The organism is Bacillus sp. VA15, from assembly GCF_055721145.1.
This window is the reverse complement of record NZ_JBVQPQ010000002.1, coordinates 15,007-35,416: the sequence shown is the minus strand read 5'-3', so window position 1 is coordinate 35,416 and position 20,410 is coordinate 15,007. Positions and strand designations below refer to the sequence as shown.

8 protein-coding genes and 1 tRNA gene are annotated in these 20,410 nt (G+C 42.5%); 1 reads left to right on the top strand and 8 read right to left on the bottom strand.

Annotated features, from left to right (window positions below; genetic code table 11):
- Nucleotides 1-33: 33 nt before the first annotated feature.
- The 5 genes from AC0DBE_RS05445 to AC0DBE_RS05425 form a co-directional block, all read right to left on the bottom strand.
- Nucleotides 34-11,949 (bottom strand): amino acid adenylation domain-containing protein, encoded by an 11,916-nt coding sequence (locus AC0DBE_RS05445; RefSeq protein WP_472961382.1) that lies wholly within the window; start codon nucleotides 11,947-11,949, stop codon nucleotides 34-36.
- Between the two features lie 20 nt (nucleotides 11,950-11,969).
- A complete protein-coding gene (fabD, locus tag AC0DBE_RS05440) occupies nucleotides 11,970-13,172 on the bottom strand; it encodes an ACP S-malonyltransferase (protein ID WP_472961380.1) in 1,203 nt (400 codons plus the stop codon).
- 970 nt (nucleotides 13,173-14,142) lie between these two features.
- Nucleotides 14,143-15,618, bottom strand: a complete 1,476-nt coding sequence (dacB, locus tag AC0DBE_RS05435; RefSeq protein WP_014113971.1) for a D-alanyl-D-alanine carboxypeptidase/D-alanyl-D-alanine endopeptidase — start codon at nucleotides 15,616-15,618, stop codon at nucleotides 14,143-14,145.
- Between the two features lie 34 nt (nucleotides 15,619-15,652).
- Nucleotides 15,653-16,630, bottom strand: coding sequence for an aldose 1-epimerase (galM, locus tag AC0DBE_RS05430; RefSeq protein ID WP_014113972.1), 978 nt, complete (start codon nucleotides 16,628-16,630; stop codon nucleotides 15,653-15,655).
- A gap of 132 nt (nucleotides 16,631-16,762) precedes the next feature.
- Nucleotides 16,763-18,154 carry an MATE family efflux transporter gene (locus AC0DBE_RS05425; protein WP_014113973.1) on the bottom strand — a complete coding sequence of 464 codons (1,392 nt, stop codon included), beginning with the start codon at nucleotides 18,152-18,154 and terminating at the stop codon, nucleotides 16,763-16,765.
- A gap of 287 nt (nucleotides 18,155-18,441) precedes the next feature.
- Here AC0DBE_RS05425 and iseA point away from each other — a divergent pair, with 287 nt between their 5' ends.
- The gene (gene iseA / locus AC0DBE_RS05420) at nucleotides 18,442-18,987 is read left to right on the top strand and encodes a DL-endopeptidase inhibitor IseA (protein ID WP_014113974.1); all 546 of its coding nucleotides are present in this window, start codon (nucleotides 18,442-18,444) and stop codon (nucleotides 18,985-18,987) included.
- A gap of 87 nt (nucleotides 18,988-19,074) precedes the next feature.
- Here the strand turns inward: iseA and AC0DBE_RS05415 are convergent.
- From AC0DBE_RS05415 to AC0DBE_RS05405, 3 genes are all read right to left on the bottom strand, one after another.
- Nucleotides 19,075-19,147 (bottom strand) — tRNA-Arg (locus tag AC0DBE_RS05415).
- 52 nt (nucleotides 19,148-19,199) lie between these two features.
- The gene (locus AC0DBE_RS05410) at nucleotides 19,200-19,745 is read right to left on the bottom strand and encodes a site-specific integrase (protein WP_003220317.1); all 546 of its coding nucleotides are present in this window, start codon (nucleotides 19,743-19,745) and stop codon (nucleotides 19,200-19,202) included.
- Nucleotides 19,746-20,060: 315 nt separating this feature from the next.
- Nucleotides 20,061-20,291 carry an excisionase family DNA-binding protein gene (locus AC0DBE_RS05405; RefSeq protein ID WP_014113976.1) on the bottom strand — a complete coding sequence of 77 codons (231 nt, stop codon included), beginning with the start codon at nucleotides 20,289-20,291 and terminating at the stop codon, nucleotides 20,061-20,063.
- Between the last annotated feature and the right edge of the window lie 119 nt (nucleotides 20,292-20,410).

Below are 20,410 nucleotides of genomic sequence, written 5' to 3'. Positions count from 1 at the left end.
ATAAAGAAAATAATGTATGCTTTCCCATGCTTTTTAAAAGTTCAGTTCAATAGAATGGATCATGTTATCATCTTCCGCGGTGCTGCCGTTTAATTCGATATGTTCGATTTGAATACTTGGCTGTTGACTGATAGCGGATAAGATGTGTAAATAGTCTTTTGACAAAGCTTCGATTCTGCTTTTCTTAAATAGTTTCTTCGAATATTCGAACAGACCGTGATGTTTGTCTTGATTTGTCTGAATCGACAAGGTGAGATCGAATTTTGCAACTGTATGATGAAGCTTATAAGGCGTAAATCGAAGGGAATCAAGGTTTAATTCAGCCTGATCAAGATTTTGCAGCACAAACATCGTATCGAACAAAGGGTTGCGGCTTGAATCTTTTGGAAGATGTACATGTTGGATCAATTCTTCCAATGGATAGTCTTGATTTTGATAGGCATTTAGCATGTTTTCCTTCACTTCGTTTAAGTAATCCTCGAATGTTTTACGGCCTGCTGGGTGATTGCGAATGACTAAGGTATTGACAAACATTCCCACAACAGACTCTACATCTATATGACTTCGGCCGGCGACCGGGGTACCTACGACGATATCTTCCTGTCCGCTGTATTTGGATAAAAGAATCATATAAGCTGCCATTAAAATCATATACAATGTTGTTCCTGTAGCTTCTTCCATTTGACTTAAGCGCTGTTTTAATTCTGTCGGTATAAGAAATTCAAATGATTCGCCTTCGTAATTGCGTATGGCAGGTCTCTCGTAATCCGTTGGCATATCCAATACAGGAATCTCATCATGAAAATGATTGAGCCAATACGCTTCCTGTTTTTTGATGTTTTGCCTTTGAGTTTCCGTTTGCTGCCAAACCGCATAGTCCTTATATTGAATGGGAAGCGGATCCGGTTCGTTTCCCTCATAAAATTGGTTTAAATCTTTCATCAGAATGTTCATAGACACGCCATCGGAAATGATGTGATGCATATCGACCAGCAGCACATGCTTTTCAGGTGTAAGTTCAATCAGTCCGACTCGCATTAACGGCGGCTTGGTTAAATCAAACGATTTGATAAAATCAAGCACACGGTCTTCCACTTCCTCTTCTCTCGCTTGAATCTGTTCTATTGTAAATTCAACGCTTGGATGAATTCGCTGTGCCGGTTCGCCTTCGTATAGTTCAAAGCTGGTCCGCAAAACTTCATGACGTTCAATTAATTTTTGAAAAGCAGACGTCAATCGGTCTAAATCAATAGCCCCTTCTACACTCATGGCGCCCGTCATATTGTACGTCAGCTCGCCTCCTTCTGCATGACTTAACAAATACATCCGTTTCTGTGCCGAAGAAACCGGATAATAGGACATTTCCTGTGCAGACGGAATTGATACATATCGAATTTTCTCCATGCGTAACGCCATGTTAGCCAACTGTTCAATAGTAGGAAACTTAAATATGTCTTTTACAGACAGATTGACATCCAGTTCTTTGTGGATTCTGGCAGCTAAGGCCGTCGCTCGTATGGAATTTCCTCCAAGATCGAAGAAATTATGCTTGATCCCCACACGATGTATTCCGAGCACCTCTTGCCATAAGGCTGCAAGCTTAGATTCAACCTCATTGCCTGGCGGTACATATTCAGCTATCTGCTCTAAACTTACCTCTGGTGCAGGCAGTGCTTTACGATTTATTTTCCCGTTGGACGTTAACGGTAATTGCTCAAGTTGGACATAATGGGACGGAATCATGTAGTCCGGGAGCTCCTGTGATAATTGTTCTCTAATCTCCGCAATTGTTATAGGTTTATTGCTCACATAATACGCACACAATTGTTGTAAGCCATCCCCTTCTTCTCTGGCTATAACTACAGCCTTTTGGACCGCTTCCACTTTATGCATGGTAGCTTCAACTTCACCAAGTTCAATTCGATGTCCTCGGATTTTGACTTGTTCATCGATTCGGCCTAAATATATGAGATTTCCATCACGTAATCGTTTTGCCAAGTCCCCCGTTTTGTACATGATCGTTCCCGGAGCAAACGGGTTGTGAACGAACTTCTCTGCTGTTAAATCCGGACGATTCCAGTATCCTCTGGCTACACCGGCTCCACTGATATACATTTCACCCGGTACGCCGATCGGAACCAAATTCATGCTGGCATCCAACACATAAATGCTCGTATTGGCGGCCGGTGTGCCTATTGGCACAAATTCTCGCCTGTCACGTTCAGCGTCGTACCGATAAATCATACATCCGACGACCGCTTCTGTCGGCCCGTATTCATTGAATATGTCCAGTTGGCCTTTAAACTGCTCACTGATACTTTGGGCAAGCCGGGTGCTTAAATTTTCTCCGCCGACAATCATTTTCCGAATTGTTGTTCCCTCTGCTATATTCATTTCTTTAAGCACATGCAAATGCGCCGGCGTCAATTTGATGATATCTATTCTCGGATCCTGCATAATTGTTGATAGCACCGCACTTTTGTCTTCGCCATCATAGACAATAATGGTATTTCCTGTGATCAGCGGTGTGAAAATCGACGTCACCGTTAGGTCAAAAGAGACGGACGAGTATAAAGGGAAGTTGGTTTTCTCATCATTCACATAAACCTCTTTCGCCCATTCAATATAATTGGCTAACCCTCGGTGCTCAATGAGTACACCTTTCGGGTTCCCTGTGGAGCCAGATGTATAGATCATGTAAGCCAAATCATTTGCACCGCAGATCGGTTCAAGATTGGAACGATCCTCATGATATGAGCTTTCCTCATCCAAAAGCACAACGTCAGCATCAAGCGTTAAGTGTTTATGCAAATCGAGCTGTGTCAAAACGAGCTCAGCCTCTGAATCCTTCAGCATATACTGTATCCGGTCCTCAGGATACTCCGGATCAATTGGCACATATGCTCCGCCGGCTTTTAGAACAGCCAAAATCCCAACAATCAGCTCGATGCGATGAGGGCAGATGATGGCAACGAACTGATCCGCTTGAACACCCTTTTTTCTTAACGTTCGCGCCAATTGGTTTGCCCGCTCATTTAGCTGTCTATACGTGCACCGCTCATTGCCGAATATAACGGCTTCATAATCAGGCCGCTGTTCTGCTTGCTTTTCAAACCATTGACATACTGTGTCGCTGTGCGAAAGCGGCGTCTCTGTGTCATTACACTCCATCAGAAGCTGGTGCCTCTCGATGTCAGAAAGCATAGGAACGGAAGACAAGGATTTCTCCGGCTCCTTAACAAGGCTGTCTAAAATACGGGTGTAGTGCCTTATGATTTGTTCCACCGTTTCTTGTTCAAACTGGTTTGGATTAAAATCGAAATGAATATCTAACTGTTGTCCTGCATCCTCGATCGTTAACATCAAATCATATAAAGAGACTCCGGGATTACGTTCTTTTACCCTAAATGTACACCTATCTTGATGAATCTCTTGGAATTCAATATTTTGATACACGAACATTGTGTTAAACAGTGACTTACCCGTTGTTTCCCGTTGTACGTTTAATTTTTCTACTAGCCAGTCAAACGGATAATCCTGGTTTTCGAAAGCATCAAGCGTTTGCCGTTTTACTTCCTCCAAATAATCCGTAAACCTTTTATTAGCCTGTGGTTTCGTGCGAATCCCCATGGTTTGAATGAATATACCGATCATGCTTTCGATATTCGGGTGATTTCTTCCGGAAACAGGCGTGCCTACGACGATATCTTCTTGGCCCGTATATTTGTGAAGCAGCACGTTGTAAGCAGCCAGAAGCACCATATAAAGAGTCGTTCCCGTCTGTTGCGACATTTCTTGAAGCGAACGGATTAAACTCGACTGCAAGGAGCAGGTCACACGCTGTCCTTCGGAAGACCATTCCATCGCTCTTGAACCGTCTGCCGGCAGTTGAAGGACAGGAACTTCTTCCTTGAATTGCTCGAGCCAGTATGTTTCCTGCTGCTCCATGACCTCTCCGATTAACAGCTGGTTTTGCCACTCTGCGAAGTCTTTATATTCAAATTTAATTTCCGGTAATGGGTTACCGTGATAAAAAGCGAACAATTCATTTGTAAGTATGCTCATGGAATAGCCGTCGGAAATGATATGATGCATATCGATGAGCAATTCAGCCTGTTCATTATCGATCTTGATCAGCTCCGCACGAACCAAAGGAGCTAGTTCCAGACGGAAAGGTTGTACAAACCCATCTGCGTAGGCTTCAAATTCTTTACGGTCCATCGAATGGACACGAACGTTAAAACCAAGCTCGCCAGCAATCTGCTGCACAATTTCACCATCTATGATGTGAAAAGAAGTGCGAAACGCTTCATGCCGCTTCATGACATGTTGAAGGGATGCGATCAAGGCTTTTTCATCGTACTTCCCTATAATCGATATTTGGCCAAACATGTTTTGTGAAACTTGATTCGGTTCCATTTGATGGAGGAAATATACTCTTTGCTGAGCTGGAGATGTCCGGTAAAAGACTTTCTGCTCAACAGGCTTCATCGGGGGATAGTTGACATTCTTTTCACCCCGGATGACATTCGCCAACTCCTTAACAGTCTGATGGCTGAAGAATTGCCCTATAGATACCTTTTGATTAAATGTTTGCTGAATCTTAGAAAGCATAAGCGTCGCTTTTAGCGAGTTTCCTCCCAGAGACAGAAAGTGGTCAGATCTGCCCACTTTCTCCAGGCCGAGAAGCTCCGCCCAAATCTGCGCAATTTGCCGTTCTGTTTCATTTTCCGGCTCTTCATAAACGGCACGAACACCCTTATGGTCTAATGTTGAAGAGATACGCAGCTGATGATCGGCATACAGCTCAAGCAAGTCGAATTGATCTTCCTCGGAAAACATGATTAAGGCATCAAGAGGAGCCGAGTCTCCCTCAACCATTTTTTTCAGCAAGTTTACAAAGCCCGCTCCCCACTTGTTCATGATTTCCGGACTGATGACGTTCGTATTAAAATCGAAATCAAGAACATACTCTTGATCCAACTCCGTTACGTTAAGAAATAAATCGTATGAAATGCATTTTATAGGGTACGCAATGAGCTCAGCCTCCATCTGTCCGAAGTCAAGCTTTCGAAAAGGTCTGTCCAAATTAAAAATAATACGCATATCCGGCATTTGATCGTGCGGAAGCTGGCTGGCCACTAATGTCATCGGAACATCTTGATATCGCATGACTTGATCCATGGTTTCCTTCATATGACCCAGATAATCGGCTAATGTGCTTTCTGAAGAAGCAGTGTTCTTCACGGGAACCATGTTGACACAATTTCCAATCAGCATATGTTGTTTCATATGCAATTGGCCTGCGGTTGGAATCCCAATTACAAGGCCATCCTGCTTGGTAAGCTGCTGCAAAAAAAGATGAAATGCTCCCAGAATAGTTACAAATACGCTATTTTTTATCCGAATGCTTAATGACTTTATCGCCTCGCTCAATGGACGGTCCAGTGTAACTGTATAGCGATCTCCCTCGTAACCATGCGGATAACGGGAAGAACTCATGCTGGGCAAGAATGCCTGCGGTATTGGTTCAGAGAGATGCTTCCGCCAATAACGAACTCCTTCTTCATAATGACCATTCTCTATCTGAGCTTGCTGCCAATCTAAATATTGGCGAAACGAAGCAACCTCATGAGATGGAAGCGGTCTTCCTTGTACGATGGCAGCGTACGTGCTCTCTAGCTCTTGTACAAAAACAGCGATCGACCAGCCATCGGCGATGATATGATGAAATGTCAGCACTATCAGATGTTCGTCTTGATTCGACGTAAGCACATGAACTCTAAACAAGGGCTTCTGTTCCTGGAAATGAAACGGGCGCTTGGCATCTTCCGTCAGCCATTTTTGAACCTCCGACTCTCGCTGTTCATTGGGGTAACCGGTAAAATCGATGACAGGAATTTCAACATTTATTCGAGCCTGCACTTGCTGTACTTCGTCATCGACATGAATGACCGTGCGTAAAGCGTCATGGCGTTTTACAATATTTCGCACCGCTTGTTCTAACAGCGTATGCTGCACCGCCCCTTTCACTTTGAGCATAATAGATTGATTCAATGCCGCAGAAGCATCATTCCCATACTGGGATACTACAGCCAATTGTTTTTGTTCAGGAGAAAGCTCGTATGTTTCGGGTTCTTTATGGCCTCCTTCATCAGGAGAATTCGGCCCTTCTGGAATAAATCCGCCGCGGCGAAGATCTTTCACCGTTTCTTGAACGGCTTGAATGATATAAGCAATATCATCCGAAGTATGAGCCGTAGACAAGAAGCAGTTGCGTCCTTCCCAAACATAGACTCCTTTATAATTGAGATGGTAAAAGAACAAATCATTATCAACCGAAGAGACAAACCGGAATAAGGAACCAAATTGAACCATACGAATGGGCACTTGCGATTGTTCAAAATAGGAATTCAATTGATCAACCAAGTAGGCTGTCTTTTGATTTAACCGTTCATACAAAGTTTCTCCCTCGGCTTGAAGATGTCGAAGCACGGCTAATGACATTCTCATCGTAAGCGGGTGAGTATTAAAGGTGCCCGCTACAAACGTGCGTTTTGCCTCATCCGTTGGATAGGAGTCGTCTCCATACTGCCATGTTCCGCCATCGATCGTATTCATGAACTCAGATTTTCCGGCAACAATACCTAGAGGCTGGCCGCCGCCGATGATTTTCCCATAAGTGACCAAATCGGCTTGAATGTCGAACCATTCCTGCGCGCCGCCGAGACCGATCCGAAATCCTGTAATAATTTCATCCATAATCAGGGCTGTTCCGGATTGCTGTGTGATTGCCCGTAGTTCTTTCAAAAATGATTCCGGCTGCAAATCCGGCCTGCGGCTTTGTACCGGTTCCACCAGGACGGCTGCCAATTCATTTCCCAAATTGCGAATCACGTCCAATGAATCAGGATTGTTGTAATGCAAAATAATCAAATCATTCATAAAGCTTTGCGGTATGCCCGGAGCCAGCGGATTCGCAGGCGCAGACCCGCCTTTTGTGTTGGCAACACCTAATACGCCGTCAAATGTGCCGTGATAAGAGCCCGCAAACACTACCACTTTCGTTCTTCCTGTTGCCGCTCTCGCCAAACGTAGGGCAACCATGACTGCTTCCGTGCCGGAATTATAGAAAGCGACCCTTTCAACTCCTGTGCATGCACGAATTCGATCCGCAACTTCTCCGGCAACATTCGACATCGGACCAAGCGGAGGCAATGCAGAATGTGTTGAATCAACGACAGTTTGAGTAATAAAGGACGGATGATGTCCAAAAAGGTTCACCCCAAATCCCATGGTGATATCGATATATTCGTTTCCATCAATATCCCACATTCTAGAACCTTCCGAACGTTCAGCGATGATCGGGTAAACCATTTCCTTCCAATAAGATCGGAAGCTGGACAAGTTGCGGTTATTGGCATGAGCAAATCGGGTTTCGTCCGTATATTGCTTGGAACCTTTCGTTTTGTCTACGTATTTTTCTATAAATGATTCTAAATATTGTCTTTGCTTCGGAGTATAGTTGACCTGTTCATTCAAGGTCTGACGCTGAAAAGGAACATAAGGTTTTGCTTCTTGAGCCGAATTCTTTTTTACAGTGACAGGTTTGGGAGAAAGGCTCGACTTATCTTGCGAAATCTCGTATTCTTTCGATACAGAATGGCTGTTGTTTCTCAACAAATTAAAGCTATCCAATTGAGCTTGTAAAGTTTGCTGGATTAATTGATTCTGTGAAGCAATAATTTTGTCCAACATATGCTCTTGATGTTCCAACTCGGGCTGTGCTTCTGAAATAACAAGCTCTTCCTGCGCCGTAACACTTTCTTGAGGTGGAGTGAATGCAGCTGATGGAACAGCCTCTGCCAAATAATCGACAACATTTTGAATGTTGTTCATCGTATCAAAAAAACGTTCCATCGGAATATCCACATTAAATTCATCTGCGATCGCTTTTTTGAACTGTGTCAGCATGATGGAATCCAATCCGAACCCGATAAAATGGGCATTCGAATCGATCTCATCCGCTCTGATTCCCGATGCATTGCTGATGACAGTCTTCAGAAAGGATTCAATATGCGTCTTCGTATGATTTATATCCAATGCTACTTCCCCTTTCTCTTTTCTTTCCTTGGCGCTTTCATGGACAGCCTCAACCCAACAGCGATTCCGTTCAAATGGATACAAAGGCAATGGCGTTTTTTGTACAACTTCATTGGAATAAACCGCTCGCCAGTCAATCACGGCTCTTTGCACATATAATTCCGCAACACGATTCAACCAAATGATTCGTTCATCCTTTGTGCAGGCCCGATGCTGCATGAGATCAGAGACTTGTTTACTCAGATCGTCTTTTTCGGCAGGCTGCATTTCCTTGATGTTTTTATAGCTAAAGTGTACTTGGGGAAGATTTCTTTCGCCTTGAATCAAACTGGTCAGCTTATCTATTAATTCTTGTTTGCTGGATACAATCAGGGCTAAACAATAATCTAAATGAGCCCTTCCTGTACTGGCCGTATAGCAAATTGACCTCAATGATGATTGACTGTCATCCGAAATATATTGCCGATACTGATGAGCCAGTTCATAAAGTGAAGCTTCAGTATGGGCGGATAACACAAATAAATGCGGATCATTCCCTTCCTCCGGTGCATACTTACTTTCAGGAGTATATTCTTCCAGTACTACGTGTGCATTCGTTCCGCTAAAACCGAATGAACTGATACCACCCCGCAGCGGTCGGTCTTCAGGTGTGAAATCCATCACTTCTTGATTCACATAAAATGGAGAAGAGTGAAATGGAATTAATGGATTCGGTTTATTAAAGTGAGCCAGCGGAGGGATTTTTTTGTGATTCAACATAAGGACAGATTTTATCAGTCCAACGATGCCTGCCGCTTCAAACAAATGACCAATGTTTGCTTTAACAGAGCCGATCGCACAAAACTGTTTCTTTTCCGTAACCTTCTCAAACGCTTTACAAAGACCGTTAAATTCAACAGGATCCCCGAGCTTGGTTCCGGTGCCGTGCGCTTCGATGAAAGACAGCGTTTCAGGAGTAATGCCAGCGTCTTTCCAGGCCATCTCAATCACCTCGGTCTGAGCTGCCGGGCTCGGTGCGGTGATTCCAACAGTTGTCCCGTCTTGATTCATCGCGCTTCCCTTGATCACACCATAAATATGATCTCCATCGCGAATCGCAGCCTGCAAAGGTTTCAACAGGACTGCTGCCACGCCTTCGCCAGAGCCTGTTCCGTCCGAATCCTCGCTGAACGTTTTCGTGAGCCCGTCGGAAGATTCCATATCGAGACCGATACGCATCGGTAATAGCGAAGTTCGAATACCCCCGGCAAGAGCCATTTCACAATCGCCTGTAAGCAATGCTTTACATGCCATATGAACAGCAACAAGTGATGAAGAGCAAGCTGTATCCACGGTAACCGCTGGCCCTTTCAAATTTAGAAAGTAAGCAATTCGGCTCGCCAACACCGAGGGAAGATTGCCCACAATATAATGATGAAGCTCCTCCGGATAATTCGCAGAAAGGAGACGTTCGTAATCGTAACCCACCTTCGAGTACCCTACATATACCCCGACATGACTCCCGCTAATGGTGTCGCCGGCATAGCCTGCATCTTCAATCGCATGCCATGCGGATTGCAAAAATAGCCTTTGATTGGGATCCATGAATTTTGCGGTTTTGGGAGCTAAACCAAAGAACGAATAATCAAAACGGTTGATTTCATCTAAATAGCCGCCCTTTACAAATTGTTTTTCATTAAATTCGCTTTGAATGGATCGTAAATAATCCATCGCATCTTTAACTCTTGGTGCAGGATATTCCCGAATGCCATGCTCGCCGTTTTCGAGCAGGTGCCAAAAATCACTCTTACCCGATGCTCCTGGAACATTGAGAGACATTCCAATAATGGCAATGTCTTTTGACGAGGAGCGGCTTGGCTTTGCTGTATCAGTTTGTTTGATTTCGGAATGGCTTTCGACAAGAAATGCCGCTAAATCAGCGATTGAAGGATACGTAAAGAGATCAGCAACCGTAAGCTCGCAACCAAACCTTTGTTCAATGCGTTCGGCAATTTGAGATAACTGTATTGAAGTTGCACCCATGTCAAAATATTGATCATTTAGGTGAATCTTTTTTCCATCCATCACTTCGGAAAAGATAGACAGCAATGCTGTTTCGATTTCATGAATAGGAGTCTGTACCGGTTCCGTCGAATGACTCTCCAGAAATTCCTTGATTTTGGTTGACTCTAGCGCAAATTTCCCCGACTCATACTGCTCAGCCAGCTCATAGCGTTTAACTTTCCCGCTTGTCGTTTTTGGCAGCTTTCGGATCGGCAGGACTTCTTTGATGCTCCATCCGCCTCGCTGGTACAAATGCTTTTTAATGTCTTTAACAAGTGGTGCAAACTGCTCCGCTGATTTTTTGTAAACAGCAAAAAGTACGATTTCTCTGCTTCGTGACTCTTGATCATATACACCGCAGGCTGCAACTCTTCCTAAATCAATGTCTTTCATCTCAAAGGCGACTCGTTCAATATCGTGGGGGTACACATTTTTTCCGTTCACAAAAATAATGTCTTTTTCCCTTCCGGTTACGACTAAATTACCTTTTCTAATGAAGCCAAGATCTCCCGTTTTCACCCATCCATCAGGAGTCAGCGCTCTGTTCGTACTTTCGGGGTTGTTATAATACCCTTGGGTTACATTCTCCCCCTTGATCTGGATATGACCGATAAATCCGTCTTCCAATCTCTCGTTTGCTTCATTACAGATTCGAATTTGGCAGTAATCAATAGGCTTTCCCACTTCGACGAATGAAGCACAATTTTGATCCTCTTTGCTTACTTCAACGGCTCTTTCACCTAGATTTAGATGATCGCGATGCAAATAAACAGGGACAAATTCTTCTCCAATTTTAGAGAATGTTGCGCCAACCGATGCTTCAGCTAAACCGTAAACATTTAAGATGGCAGATCTTTTCATATTGAACGCTGCGCATCTGCTCAAAAATTCATCACATAGCTCTGGCAATATAGGTTCTGCTCCGTTTGCAATGACCCTGATATGAGATAAATCCCAATCGTAACTTTTTTTGTCTTTCAAAAATTTAAGGAAGTAATTGTATCCAAAATTAGGTGACGATAGAATGCTGGCTTTATGTTCATGAGCTTTTTTCATCCAGAGAATAGGTCTTCGAATAAATAATTCTGTCGGCATTAAATTTTGATTGATGCCGGCCAAGGCAGGAACAAGGTGGCAAGCAATGAGCCCCATGTCATGGGTTAAGGGCATCCAAGATAAAAGAGTGTCTTTTAAGTCGATAGCCAGCGCATTCCGGATTGCACATGTATTATGTATTAAGTTATGATGGGTTAACATGACTCCTTTCGGGTCTCCTGTCGATCCGGAAGAAAATTGAATAAAGGCCAATTCATCGGCCTCAGGTTCATATAGCGAAGCGGGGTGGTCGTAGATTCGATCCTGAATGATGTCGGATTTCTCGATTAATTGATGATGGAAATCTTGTAAATCGTGATCAGCAGCAAATTTTTTCATTTTATCTAATACTGTTTCAGAGGCAATCAAGAATGGATTGTTTAAGATATTCCAAATGCGCCATACCTTTAGCTTGTGGTCATCATCTTCTCCGATACTGACGGGTACCGGAATCATTCCTCCTAATAAACAAGCCCAAAAAGCGACGACAAATGATTTGTTTTCTTGGATTTGAAACACAATTTCTTGCTTTGGCTGAATGCCGATATGTTGTAAGTAGCCAAGAAAACCTTGCGCCTCGTCAAACAATTGGCGATAAGAGACAAATGTCTCGATTTTATCGGATTCGATAAAACGGATCCCGCGATCTGATATATTGCTTCTTTCCCGAATAACATCGACTAAGGTTTGAAATTGACTGGTATACATAGGTCCCCTCCTGGGCAGCTTTATTTTAAAATCCGCAATTGTTCCCAAGTCGGAAGTTGTTTAGCCTCACAAATTAATTGGCATAAATGGATCGAATGTTCGAGTTCTTCTGCTGAAAGCTCAACTTCTTTTCTTTCCACTCTCTCTTTGAGCAGTTGTATTTGCGGAAATAATGGGGTCGTCAGGTTGGAATAGGTCTTTGCATCCTTGTTATAATTTCGCGCAATGATGGATTGAATCATCATTTTATTCAATTGCTCCTTACGTAAATTAACAATATTTTCATTTCTTTCCGCAGAATCGGAAAGCAAATGCAAGTCAGATGTTTGACCAAAAGGGTAAGCTGCAATATGCTTCGTTATTTTTTTCAATAGACCGACCAAGACGTTCTTGGGACCCATTTCGATGACTTCCGTGACTCCATGCAAAAGCAAGTAGTGCATCGACTCCACCCATCTTACCGGCATAGTCATGTGCGATTGCAAATGTTCCTTGACCGAATGCCCATTGTTATACGGAACCGCTGTAACATTCGAAATGATCGGCCATGCAGCATCTTGGAAAGAATATTGATTTAATGCAGTCTGGAATTGTTCAGACGCTGATCTCATCATTGAACTATGAAAAGGGGCGCTGACGTTCAAATAAGTGTGATTAGCCCCCATTCTCTCAGCTTTTTTAATGACCAATTCCACAGCCTGCCGATGTCCTGAGATGACATGCTGTTGATCCGAGTTCATGCATGCCACGCCTACTGGAAAGTCTTCCGTCGAAATTTCCGTACACAGGTCTTGCAGTGGTTGGATATTGATCTGTGTGATTGCGGCCATCGTGCCCAGTTGCTCAGGATCTGCATTTTGCATGAGTACCCCTCGCTGCCTTACAAGCTTAACGGCATCCTGAAAAGAAAGGACACCTGCACAGACAAGCGCTGAATATTCGCCCAAGCTGTGACCTGCCAAAAAGTGCGGTTTAATTCCTATTTCCTGCATATATACTTGATAAGCGATGACACTAACCGTTAAAATGGCAGGCTGGGCATTCATTGTCCTTGTCAATTCAGTCATATCGCCATCAAAGCACAGCTTTTTTACATCCATGGAGATGGCATCGCTTGCCTCTTCAAATAATCTCTGCGCCAGCACAAAATCATTCCAAAAACTTTTACCCATCCCAACAAACTGAGAACCTTGTCCCGGAAATAAAAAGGCAAGATTATTCATTAGCTCCCTCCAATCTTTTCGAACGGATATACGTCATATACTTTTTGTACCGTCATAGCATCATCATCACAAAACATGCATATGGGCTCATTGTCATAATTGCAGCTAAATGGAAGCCTAACGATTAAACGTCTTTTTTTAGTTGATGCGTTTGTATGTCTCTGAGGGTGTTCAAGATTTGATTGTGTTTGATTATAGTTGAATAGCTCTAGGTGGAGGAAAACAAAAGCAAGGGTGAAAACCCGCGGCAGATAAAACTGCCAGGGGCGGACAAAGATGTCGTTGCAAATCGGCCCAAAAACTTTACTGAATTGAGCCACGCGACATATGGAGTATCTACTTTAGAAGCTATTGTTTGCGGAAGCTTGTCCTGCTAGTCTTGGGAGAGGCCTATAACTTACCACGCTAAAATGAGACCGGCTAAGGCGATACAGGTTTAACCATGGCTTGGGTAGTACATCTACAACTATGGATGCTGAAATCACCTGCAAAAAACACTGAAACAAACCAGCGAGTCGATAAACTGTACTTTCCTTTGGGCATAGGTTAAAGAATAAGGATGTTCGGCTCAATAATTCCCTCCAGTTCTAATAATAAGAGGTTAAGAAAGTGAAATAATGACAGAAAAAGAAATTATATGGCTATATAATCCATATATGCACTATATTAACGTATATTTTTTAAAGTACAATGAAAAATGTAAAATTTTTATAACGTTTTTTTAAAAATAGTATTATTTCTTTAGTTTTTACTTCTTTTTTTGTCGTAATTTTGAATATAACGTGATAAAAGTATCGCTTTTTGTCAGGTCTTCTAAACTAATTTTTCGGTTGTGTCACTTTTCTAAAACATGTAAATGCTGTTATGTGTTATATGTATACTATTGGTTTATATGTAATTTTAAGGAATAATTAATGTGATAGGGGACATAAAAAAACCTGTTTTCGCTTGGAAAACAGGTCTGACGCTATTATTGATTTGCCAAGATGACAGCGATTTGATCCTCAATATCTTTTCCATCCTCGTCATCAATTAATCCGTTTAGAAGAATTGAAAAAACAAGGGTTTTTCCGCTCTTGGTTTCTGCGTACCCGGATAGAGAGCTGACCGTGCTTAGCGATCCGGTTTTCGCCCTTATTTTTCCTTGTGCAGGAGTGTCTTTCATCCGGTTCCTCAGCGTTCCGCCTATCATTCTGTCACTATTGCCCGCAACAGGCAGAGATTTTAGATAAGCTGAGAACCATTTTTTATCTTGAATGTCATATAACAGCTTTGAGATTTGATCTGAGGATACAGCATTAATATGAGAGACTCCTGAACCGTCCCTTAACACAAGTGATTTAGGATCAACACCGAATTCGGGAAGCGTACTGTTTAATACTTCGAGTCCCTTTTTCCAGCTCCCCTCTTCTTTTTTCACTTTCCCCATTTCTTTTACGAGCACCTCGGCATGTCCGTTATTGCTTAATTTCATAAACGGAACAAATAGTTTTGACAAAGGCATTGAACGATGAGAGATTAACACGTCTGAAGAATCGGGTGCAGCGCCCGTCTTGACGTTCCCTTTTACAGTAATTCCTTGTTTTTGTAGTGCCTGCTTAAATAAATCCAAGGCGTATCCGGCCGGCTCCCAGACAGCAATCCATTCCTTTGTCTTGCTTGCGCCAACCGGTACGCTTCCTTCAATAGTGATCGTGTTTTTCCCATGCTCTCTTTCGATCGTGAGGTCTTTCTTTTGGCCGGCCGAAGTCGTTTCTGCATTGTTCTTAATCGTTACATAATCTGTCTTTGGAGATACAGAAACTGCAGGCTTTTCCCCTTCTTTTTTACCTGGGGTGACCTCTACAATTACAGTGCCTGCATCATAGTCTTCATTCGGAGACGCTGTTAAAGCAGAGACTTGCGCGCCGTAATACGTGTATTCATCACTCCATGGCATATCAGGTGATAATCGGATGTCATCATACCACGTTTCATCACCGATCAGATTGCCTTTAATCACGTTCACGCCGGACTTTTTCAATTTCTCAGCCATTTCTTCAAAATCGGATGGTAAAAGTGTCGGATCTCCTTTTCCTTTCAGATAAAGGTTTCCATTCAGCTTTTTCCCTTTAAGTGTGCCGTCTGTCCGGACCTCGGTTGTAAAGGAATAGTCCTCACTAAGGATAGAAAGTGCCGCGGCAGCTGTCAAAAGCTTCAGAGAAGAGGCGGGCCTCATTCGGATATCTCCTGAATGCTCATATAGAACAGCGCCTGTATCCGCAGAGCGAACAGTGATGCCGGCCATTGCGCCCTCGAGTGCAGGATGATCAGCTAAAATCTTATCGATCTGCCCGGCAAGTGCATCTTGTTTTTCAGCCGCTTGCGCAGCCTGATGCATATAAGGTACCGAAGCAACGACGAAAAGCAGCAAAACAGCAACATAAAGCTTTATGCTTTTTTTCATTTTTTTACCCCGCCTCTCTGCGCCTCATCATTGGCTATTGATGATTCAATTCGATGGTGATACTGCTTTTGGCTGTCGTTTCTTCTCCCGGCTCAAGCACTTGTAAACCAGTGAGTGATGAAGACAAATCAAGATTCACTGCGTTTGTCACCCATGTGTAAGGTTCAGGGCATAAATACCCCTGTTTTCCGTCCGCATTGTATACAACCCAATGTTTAAATTGTTCATCTGCCTTATAAATAATGCTTACATGTGCATGCTGATGATAAATGACTGCCTGATTTTCTCCGCCTCTTTTCTGATAAGCAGATAAAAAGACATCATCCAGCTGCTTGTGGCGTAAATCCATCCCTTCATGCAAAGCTTCTTTATTCGGTACATCCATCAGCTTTCCGGTCGGCAGCAGGCGTTCATCCAACTCCCATTGCTGATCTGCTGTCAGGGAGAATAATGAGCTTTCTTCTGGGAATACAAATGTAGTATGATAACCGATTCCCCAAGGAAACGCTTCCTTTCCTTTGTTCATGACGGTCGCATATTTAAGAAGAGTATTCCCCTTTAGCGTGTATGTCATCCGAACGACGGCATGATGTGGAAATTGCTTATACACATGGGGAAGCTCTGAAAGATCAATTTCCGTTTCAACGATCACTTCTTCATCAGTTTGCTTCATGGTCACTACGTTCCACTTTTCTTGATAAAGAAACCCGTGAAGATGGTTGTGTTTATCCTTTTCGTTGATATCAAAATGATATGTTCTGCCCCGGAAACTGAATGTACCGTCACTTATCCGGTTAGGCGGAAACAGGATCGGAATGCCATACAATGTTGGTGTGTCATGAAAGCTTTCTGCTGTTTCCGGTTCACGCAAAAGCTGGATCTTTGTTGCTTTGTCCATGAGAGAAATGACGTTGCTCCCCCACTCGGGAACGACAATCATTTCTATATGTTCGTTACCTGCTTTGATGGCAGGTGTTCCTAAATGCGTAATCTTCTCAATATAGTTAGCCATGTGTCCTCAACCTCTCCTTGATTCATTGCTCGTATAAGAATTCAATGTACTGTGCCATATTTCCTCCATTTTATGTTTTCCCTATCAAATAAAAAAACACCGTTCAAATCATGAACGGTGTGATTCGGGAGTCTATTGGATGAGACGTGTAATCTGTTTCTTCTTCCACACGAATTGATAATACCCATAAATCAACAGCAAGCTGACGGCAAACGCAGCCGGATAGCCAACCCAGACGCCGAGTATTTCAAGCTTTGTGTAGTGGGATAGTACGAATGCGACAGGCACCTCTACTCCCCAGATGGCAAAAATGCTGATAACGGTCGGCCATAAAACCGTTCCGCTTGCCCGCATCGTCGCAGAAATAATTTGGGCATTTCCAAACAGCAAATAGCTCCACAATGTAATCATCAAGAGACGGTGCGCGATGTAAAGTGTGTCTTTCTCGGTTAAAAATAACGCTAAAATCTGCTGTGAAAACACATAGATCAGAATGATCAACACGCCGCCAATGATATAATTCAGCCAAATCCCGACGCGGATGACCTGCTTTAAGCGGTCAGATTCGTTCGCTCCGATCGATTGCGCGGCGAAAATAGACACCGCAATACCAAGGCTGACGGCCGGCATCTGCACATAGCTGGCTACCTGGTTGACCACGCCGTATGCAGCTGTCGCATTAGAGCCGTAATGGTTGACGAATGAAATAACCGCTATCTCTGATAATGAGACGAGAATCATATTGATGCTTGATGGAATCCCGAGGCGCAGCAGGAGAGCCAGCAGTTCCTTATCCATTTTCAAATAACGCCGTACCGTTTTATCAAATTGCAGCGGATGGTTTCGTTTTCGTAAATACACCATTAACACGAGAAATGTCGCAATCGTGGAAAAGACGGTTGCATATGCGGAGCCGTATATGCCCAGTTTCGGAAAACCGAACATGCCAAGGATTAAGACGGGCAAAAGCGCTATGTTGATGACCGTGCTCACAATCAGCGTATAAAACGGTGTCTTAGAATCCCCTGTTCCGCGCAAAAATGTTGTATATGCAAAATATAAAAACATAAATGGCATAGCGTAAAATAAGATACGTGCATAGCTGGCGCTGACATGAATTACATTTTCAGGCGTGCCCATTAATCGAAGAATATCCAAAGTGAAAATACTGCCGATGACGGCTAATACAACCCCTAATAAAAATGTAAACGTGAGCGTCGTTCCGACAACAGCCTTTAACCGCTCCTCATTCTTCGCCCCGTAGGCTTGTCCGATCAGGATCGAACTTCCTGAACCGATCCCGATTGTAAATGAGATTAAAAGAAAAAATAACGGGAAAAAGGATGATACAGCTGCAACCGCATCAACACCAAGCCATCTGCCTACAGCCATCATCCCGACTAGCTGGCCGACTGATTGCAGCACATTGCTTAGCAGAAGCGGCACTAAAAAGAGTGACATAGACCGCCAGACAGATGGATTGCTTTTCTTCTGAGTGACAAGTTGTTCTTGTGATGTTTCCATATTGAAAGCTCCTTTATTTGAATTCGTTTGTAAACATGCCCCCTATTCTTTTGACAAAAACAGGATATGCAACATGTTATTATTCATCACTGTACATATGAAACCCTTCCCGATTCTTCTAATTTTACACATCTTTTTAGCTTATGAAGAATAAACTAGCAAGTAACAGCCTATTTCTTTGTAAGGAAAAGAATAAAAAATAATTTATGCAAAAGTGTTGTAATCTATCCGTAATTATTGTAACATTTGTAACATAAGAGAAAGAGATTTTGAAGGAGTGAACCACAATGAAAAAATGTCTTCTATTTCTAACAACTATTGCACTTATTCTGTCATTAAGCACAAATGCATTTGCGAAAAATAATTCAGGCGATTTATCACAAAAACAAGCACTGCAGCTGGCATTATCAGCAAGAGAGCATTTTTGGAACACAATGAGCGGCCACAATCCAAAAGCGAAAAAAGCAGTTTGTCCATCAGGCACATTTGAGTATCAAAATCTTCAATATGTGTATATGTGCAGTGATCTAGGCACTAAAGCAAAAGCAGTGAATTACTTAACTCCTATTTTCACAAAAACAGCAATCGAAAAAGGGTTTAAAGACTATCATTTCACTGTTTCAAAAGGAAAACTTGCGGTTCCAATCGGTGATGGAGACAACCTATTAAATTGGAAAAAATCAACCGCTAAACTGATTTCTAAAAAAGGCGGCACAGTCACATACGAATTTACCGTTCCTACTTTAGACGGATCACCTTCAGCGAAACGGAAAGTGACATTTGTAAAAGAAAATAAAAAATGGAAAGTCAATCAATTTGACGCAGTTATATAAGAAAAACGCCCGGTATAAGCGGGCGTTATTTATTTGGCATACAAAAAGACAACAGACGAAAAGCCTGTTGTCTTTTTGTTAATATAACGCTCTAGGAGAGATTCGAACTCCCGACCTGCAGTTTAGGAAACTGCTGCACTATCCGCTGTGCTACTAGAGCTTTTTGTATTTATATAGTAGCTCTGATGAACAAAATTTTCAAGCGGTTTGTATTAAAGCCCTCCAAAAACCTTATACGCGGCCCTTGTCGTGTCTTCATCAATACCGATATACCGCATTGTAATCGAGGGTGATGAATGATTCAGTATTCTCTGCAGCTCGGCAATGTCTTTTGTCCGCTGATAAAAATGATAGCCGAACGTTTTCCGGAGCGTATGCGTCCCTATCTCCTCAAGTCCGCACGCCGCGGCGGCTTCTCTTAAAATCCTGTAGGCCTGAATGCGGGAAATCGGTTTCCTGGTCCGGACAGACTTAAAAAGATATTCGTTTTCTTTCATGTCTTTTGTATACTCGTATATTTCCTGTTTCAGTGATTCTAAAATGAGAATCTTCCTTTTCTTTTTCGTTTTGCTTTCAGTCGCCCATAAATGATCTTTGTTTTTAACGTCCTTCACTTGCAGCGGCAGAATATCAGAAATGCGGAGCGCGCTGTTGATGCCGAAAATAAACAGAAAATAATCCCGCTTGTTTTTGTTTAGCAAATACTGTTTTACATCTTGAATTTTCTCTAAGCTGCGAATCGGCTGTACAATATGCATCAAAAAACTCCTTAAAAACCGTTATGTAACGTTTTGAGGTCTATGTTACTATTATAGCTGAAAAACGTTGAATGTCAAAGTACGGCGGCATTTATGTAACATAATATACATAGTGTTACATAAGGAGATGAAGTAGTTTCTAAAAACTCTCTCCCTCTTAAATGTATTTTAAAGCTTCATATAAAGCTTTTGATCTATTCGATACATATCCCTCTAGATATCATCAAAAAACCTCTTAAAACAAAATCTGACGATTCGGTTTTTCTGATGTTTTTAAAAGGATATACAAAAAAAGACACAATTTGAAATTGTGCCCTAATCCTCATCCTTTACATCAATATCTTCCGGGATCGGTTCATTTAATATTTCCTGCACGAGTGTTTTGTAATTTTCCAGCTGTTCGAGATGCGTTTTGAACTGTCCCTTATAAATCAAAAATTGCTCACCGTCATGAACGACCCTGATTTTTCCTTCGAGCACCATGCTTTTAATATAATCCTCTGAAAGATTTGCATATTCTGCTGTTTCTTTAATCGTTAAATACATATAGCAGTCCTTTCTTAATCCGTAGCTGATTCTAATATAGCACATGGCTCGTATCAATATAATCAATTTTGCACAGAAAAACTGGTTAATGTTCTATATAATATACCATTTGTCACTTG

Coding starts and splice junctions, on each gene's coding strand:
- AC0DBE_RS05410 (WP_003220317.1), bottom strand. CDS start 19,745: ATGCATATTGTACAGCCGATTCGCAGCTTAGAGAAAATTCAAGATGTA.
- galM (WP_014113972.1), bottom strand. CDS start 16,630: ATGGCTAACTATATTGAGAAGATTACGCATTTAGGAACACCTGCCATC.
- dacB (WP_014113971.1), bottom strand. CDS start 15,618: ATGAAAAAAAGCATAAAGCTTTATGTTGCTGTTTTGCTGCTTTTCGTC.
- fabD (WP_472961380.1), bottom strand. CDS start 13,172: ATGAATAATCTTGCCTTTTTATTTCCGGGACAAGGTTCTCAGTTTGTT.
- AC0DBE_RS05425 (WP_014113973.1), bottom strand. CDS start 18,154: ATGGAAACATCACAAGAACAACTTGTCACTCAGAAGAAAAGCAATCCA.
- AC0DBE_RS05445 (WP_472961382.1), bottom strand. CDS start 11,949: ATGTATACCAGTCAATTTCAAACCTTAGTCGATGTTATTCGGGAAAGA.
- AC0DBE_RS05405 (WP_014113976.1), bottom strand. CDS start 20,291: ATGTATTTAACGATTAAAGAAACAGCAGAATATGCAAATCTTTCAGAG.
- iseA (WP_014113974.1), top strand. CDS start 18,442: ATGAAAAAATGTCTTCTATTTCTAACAACTATTGCACTTATTCTGTCA.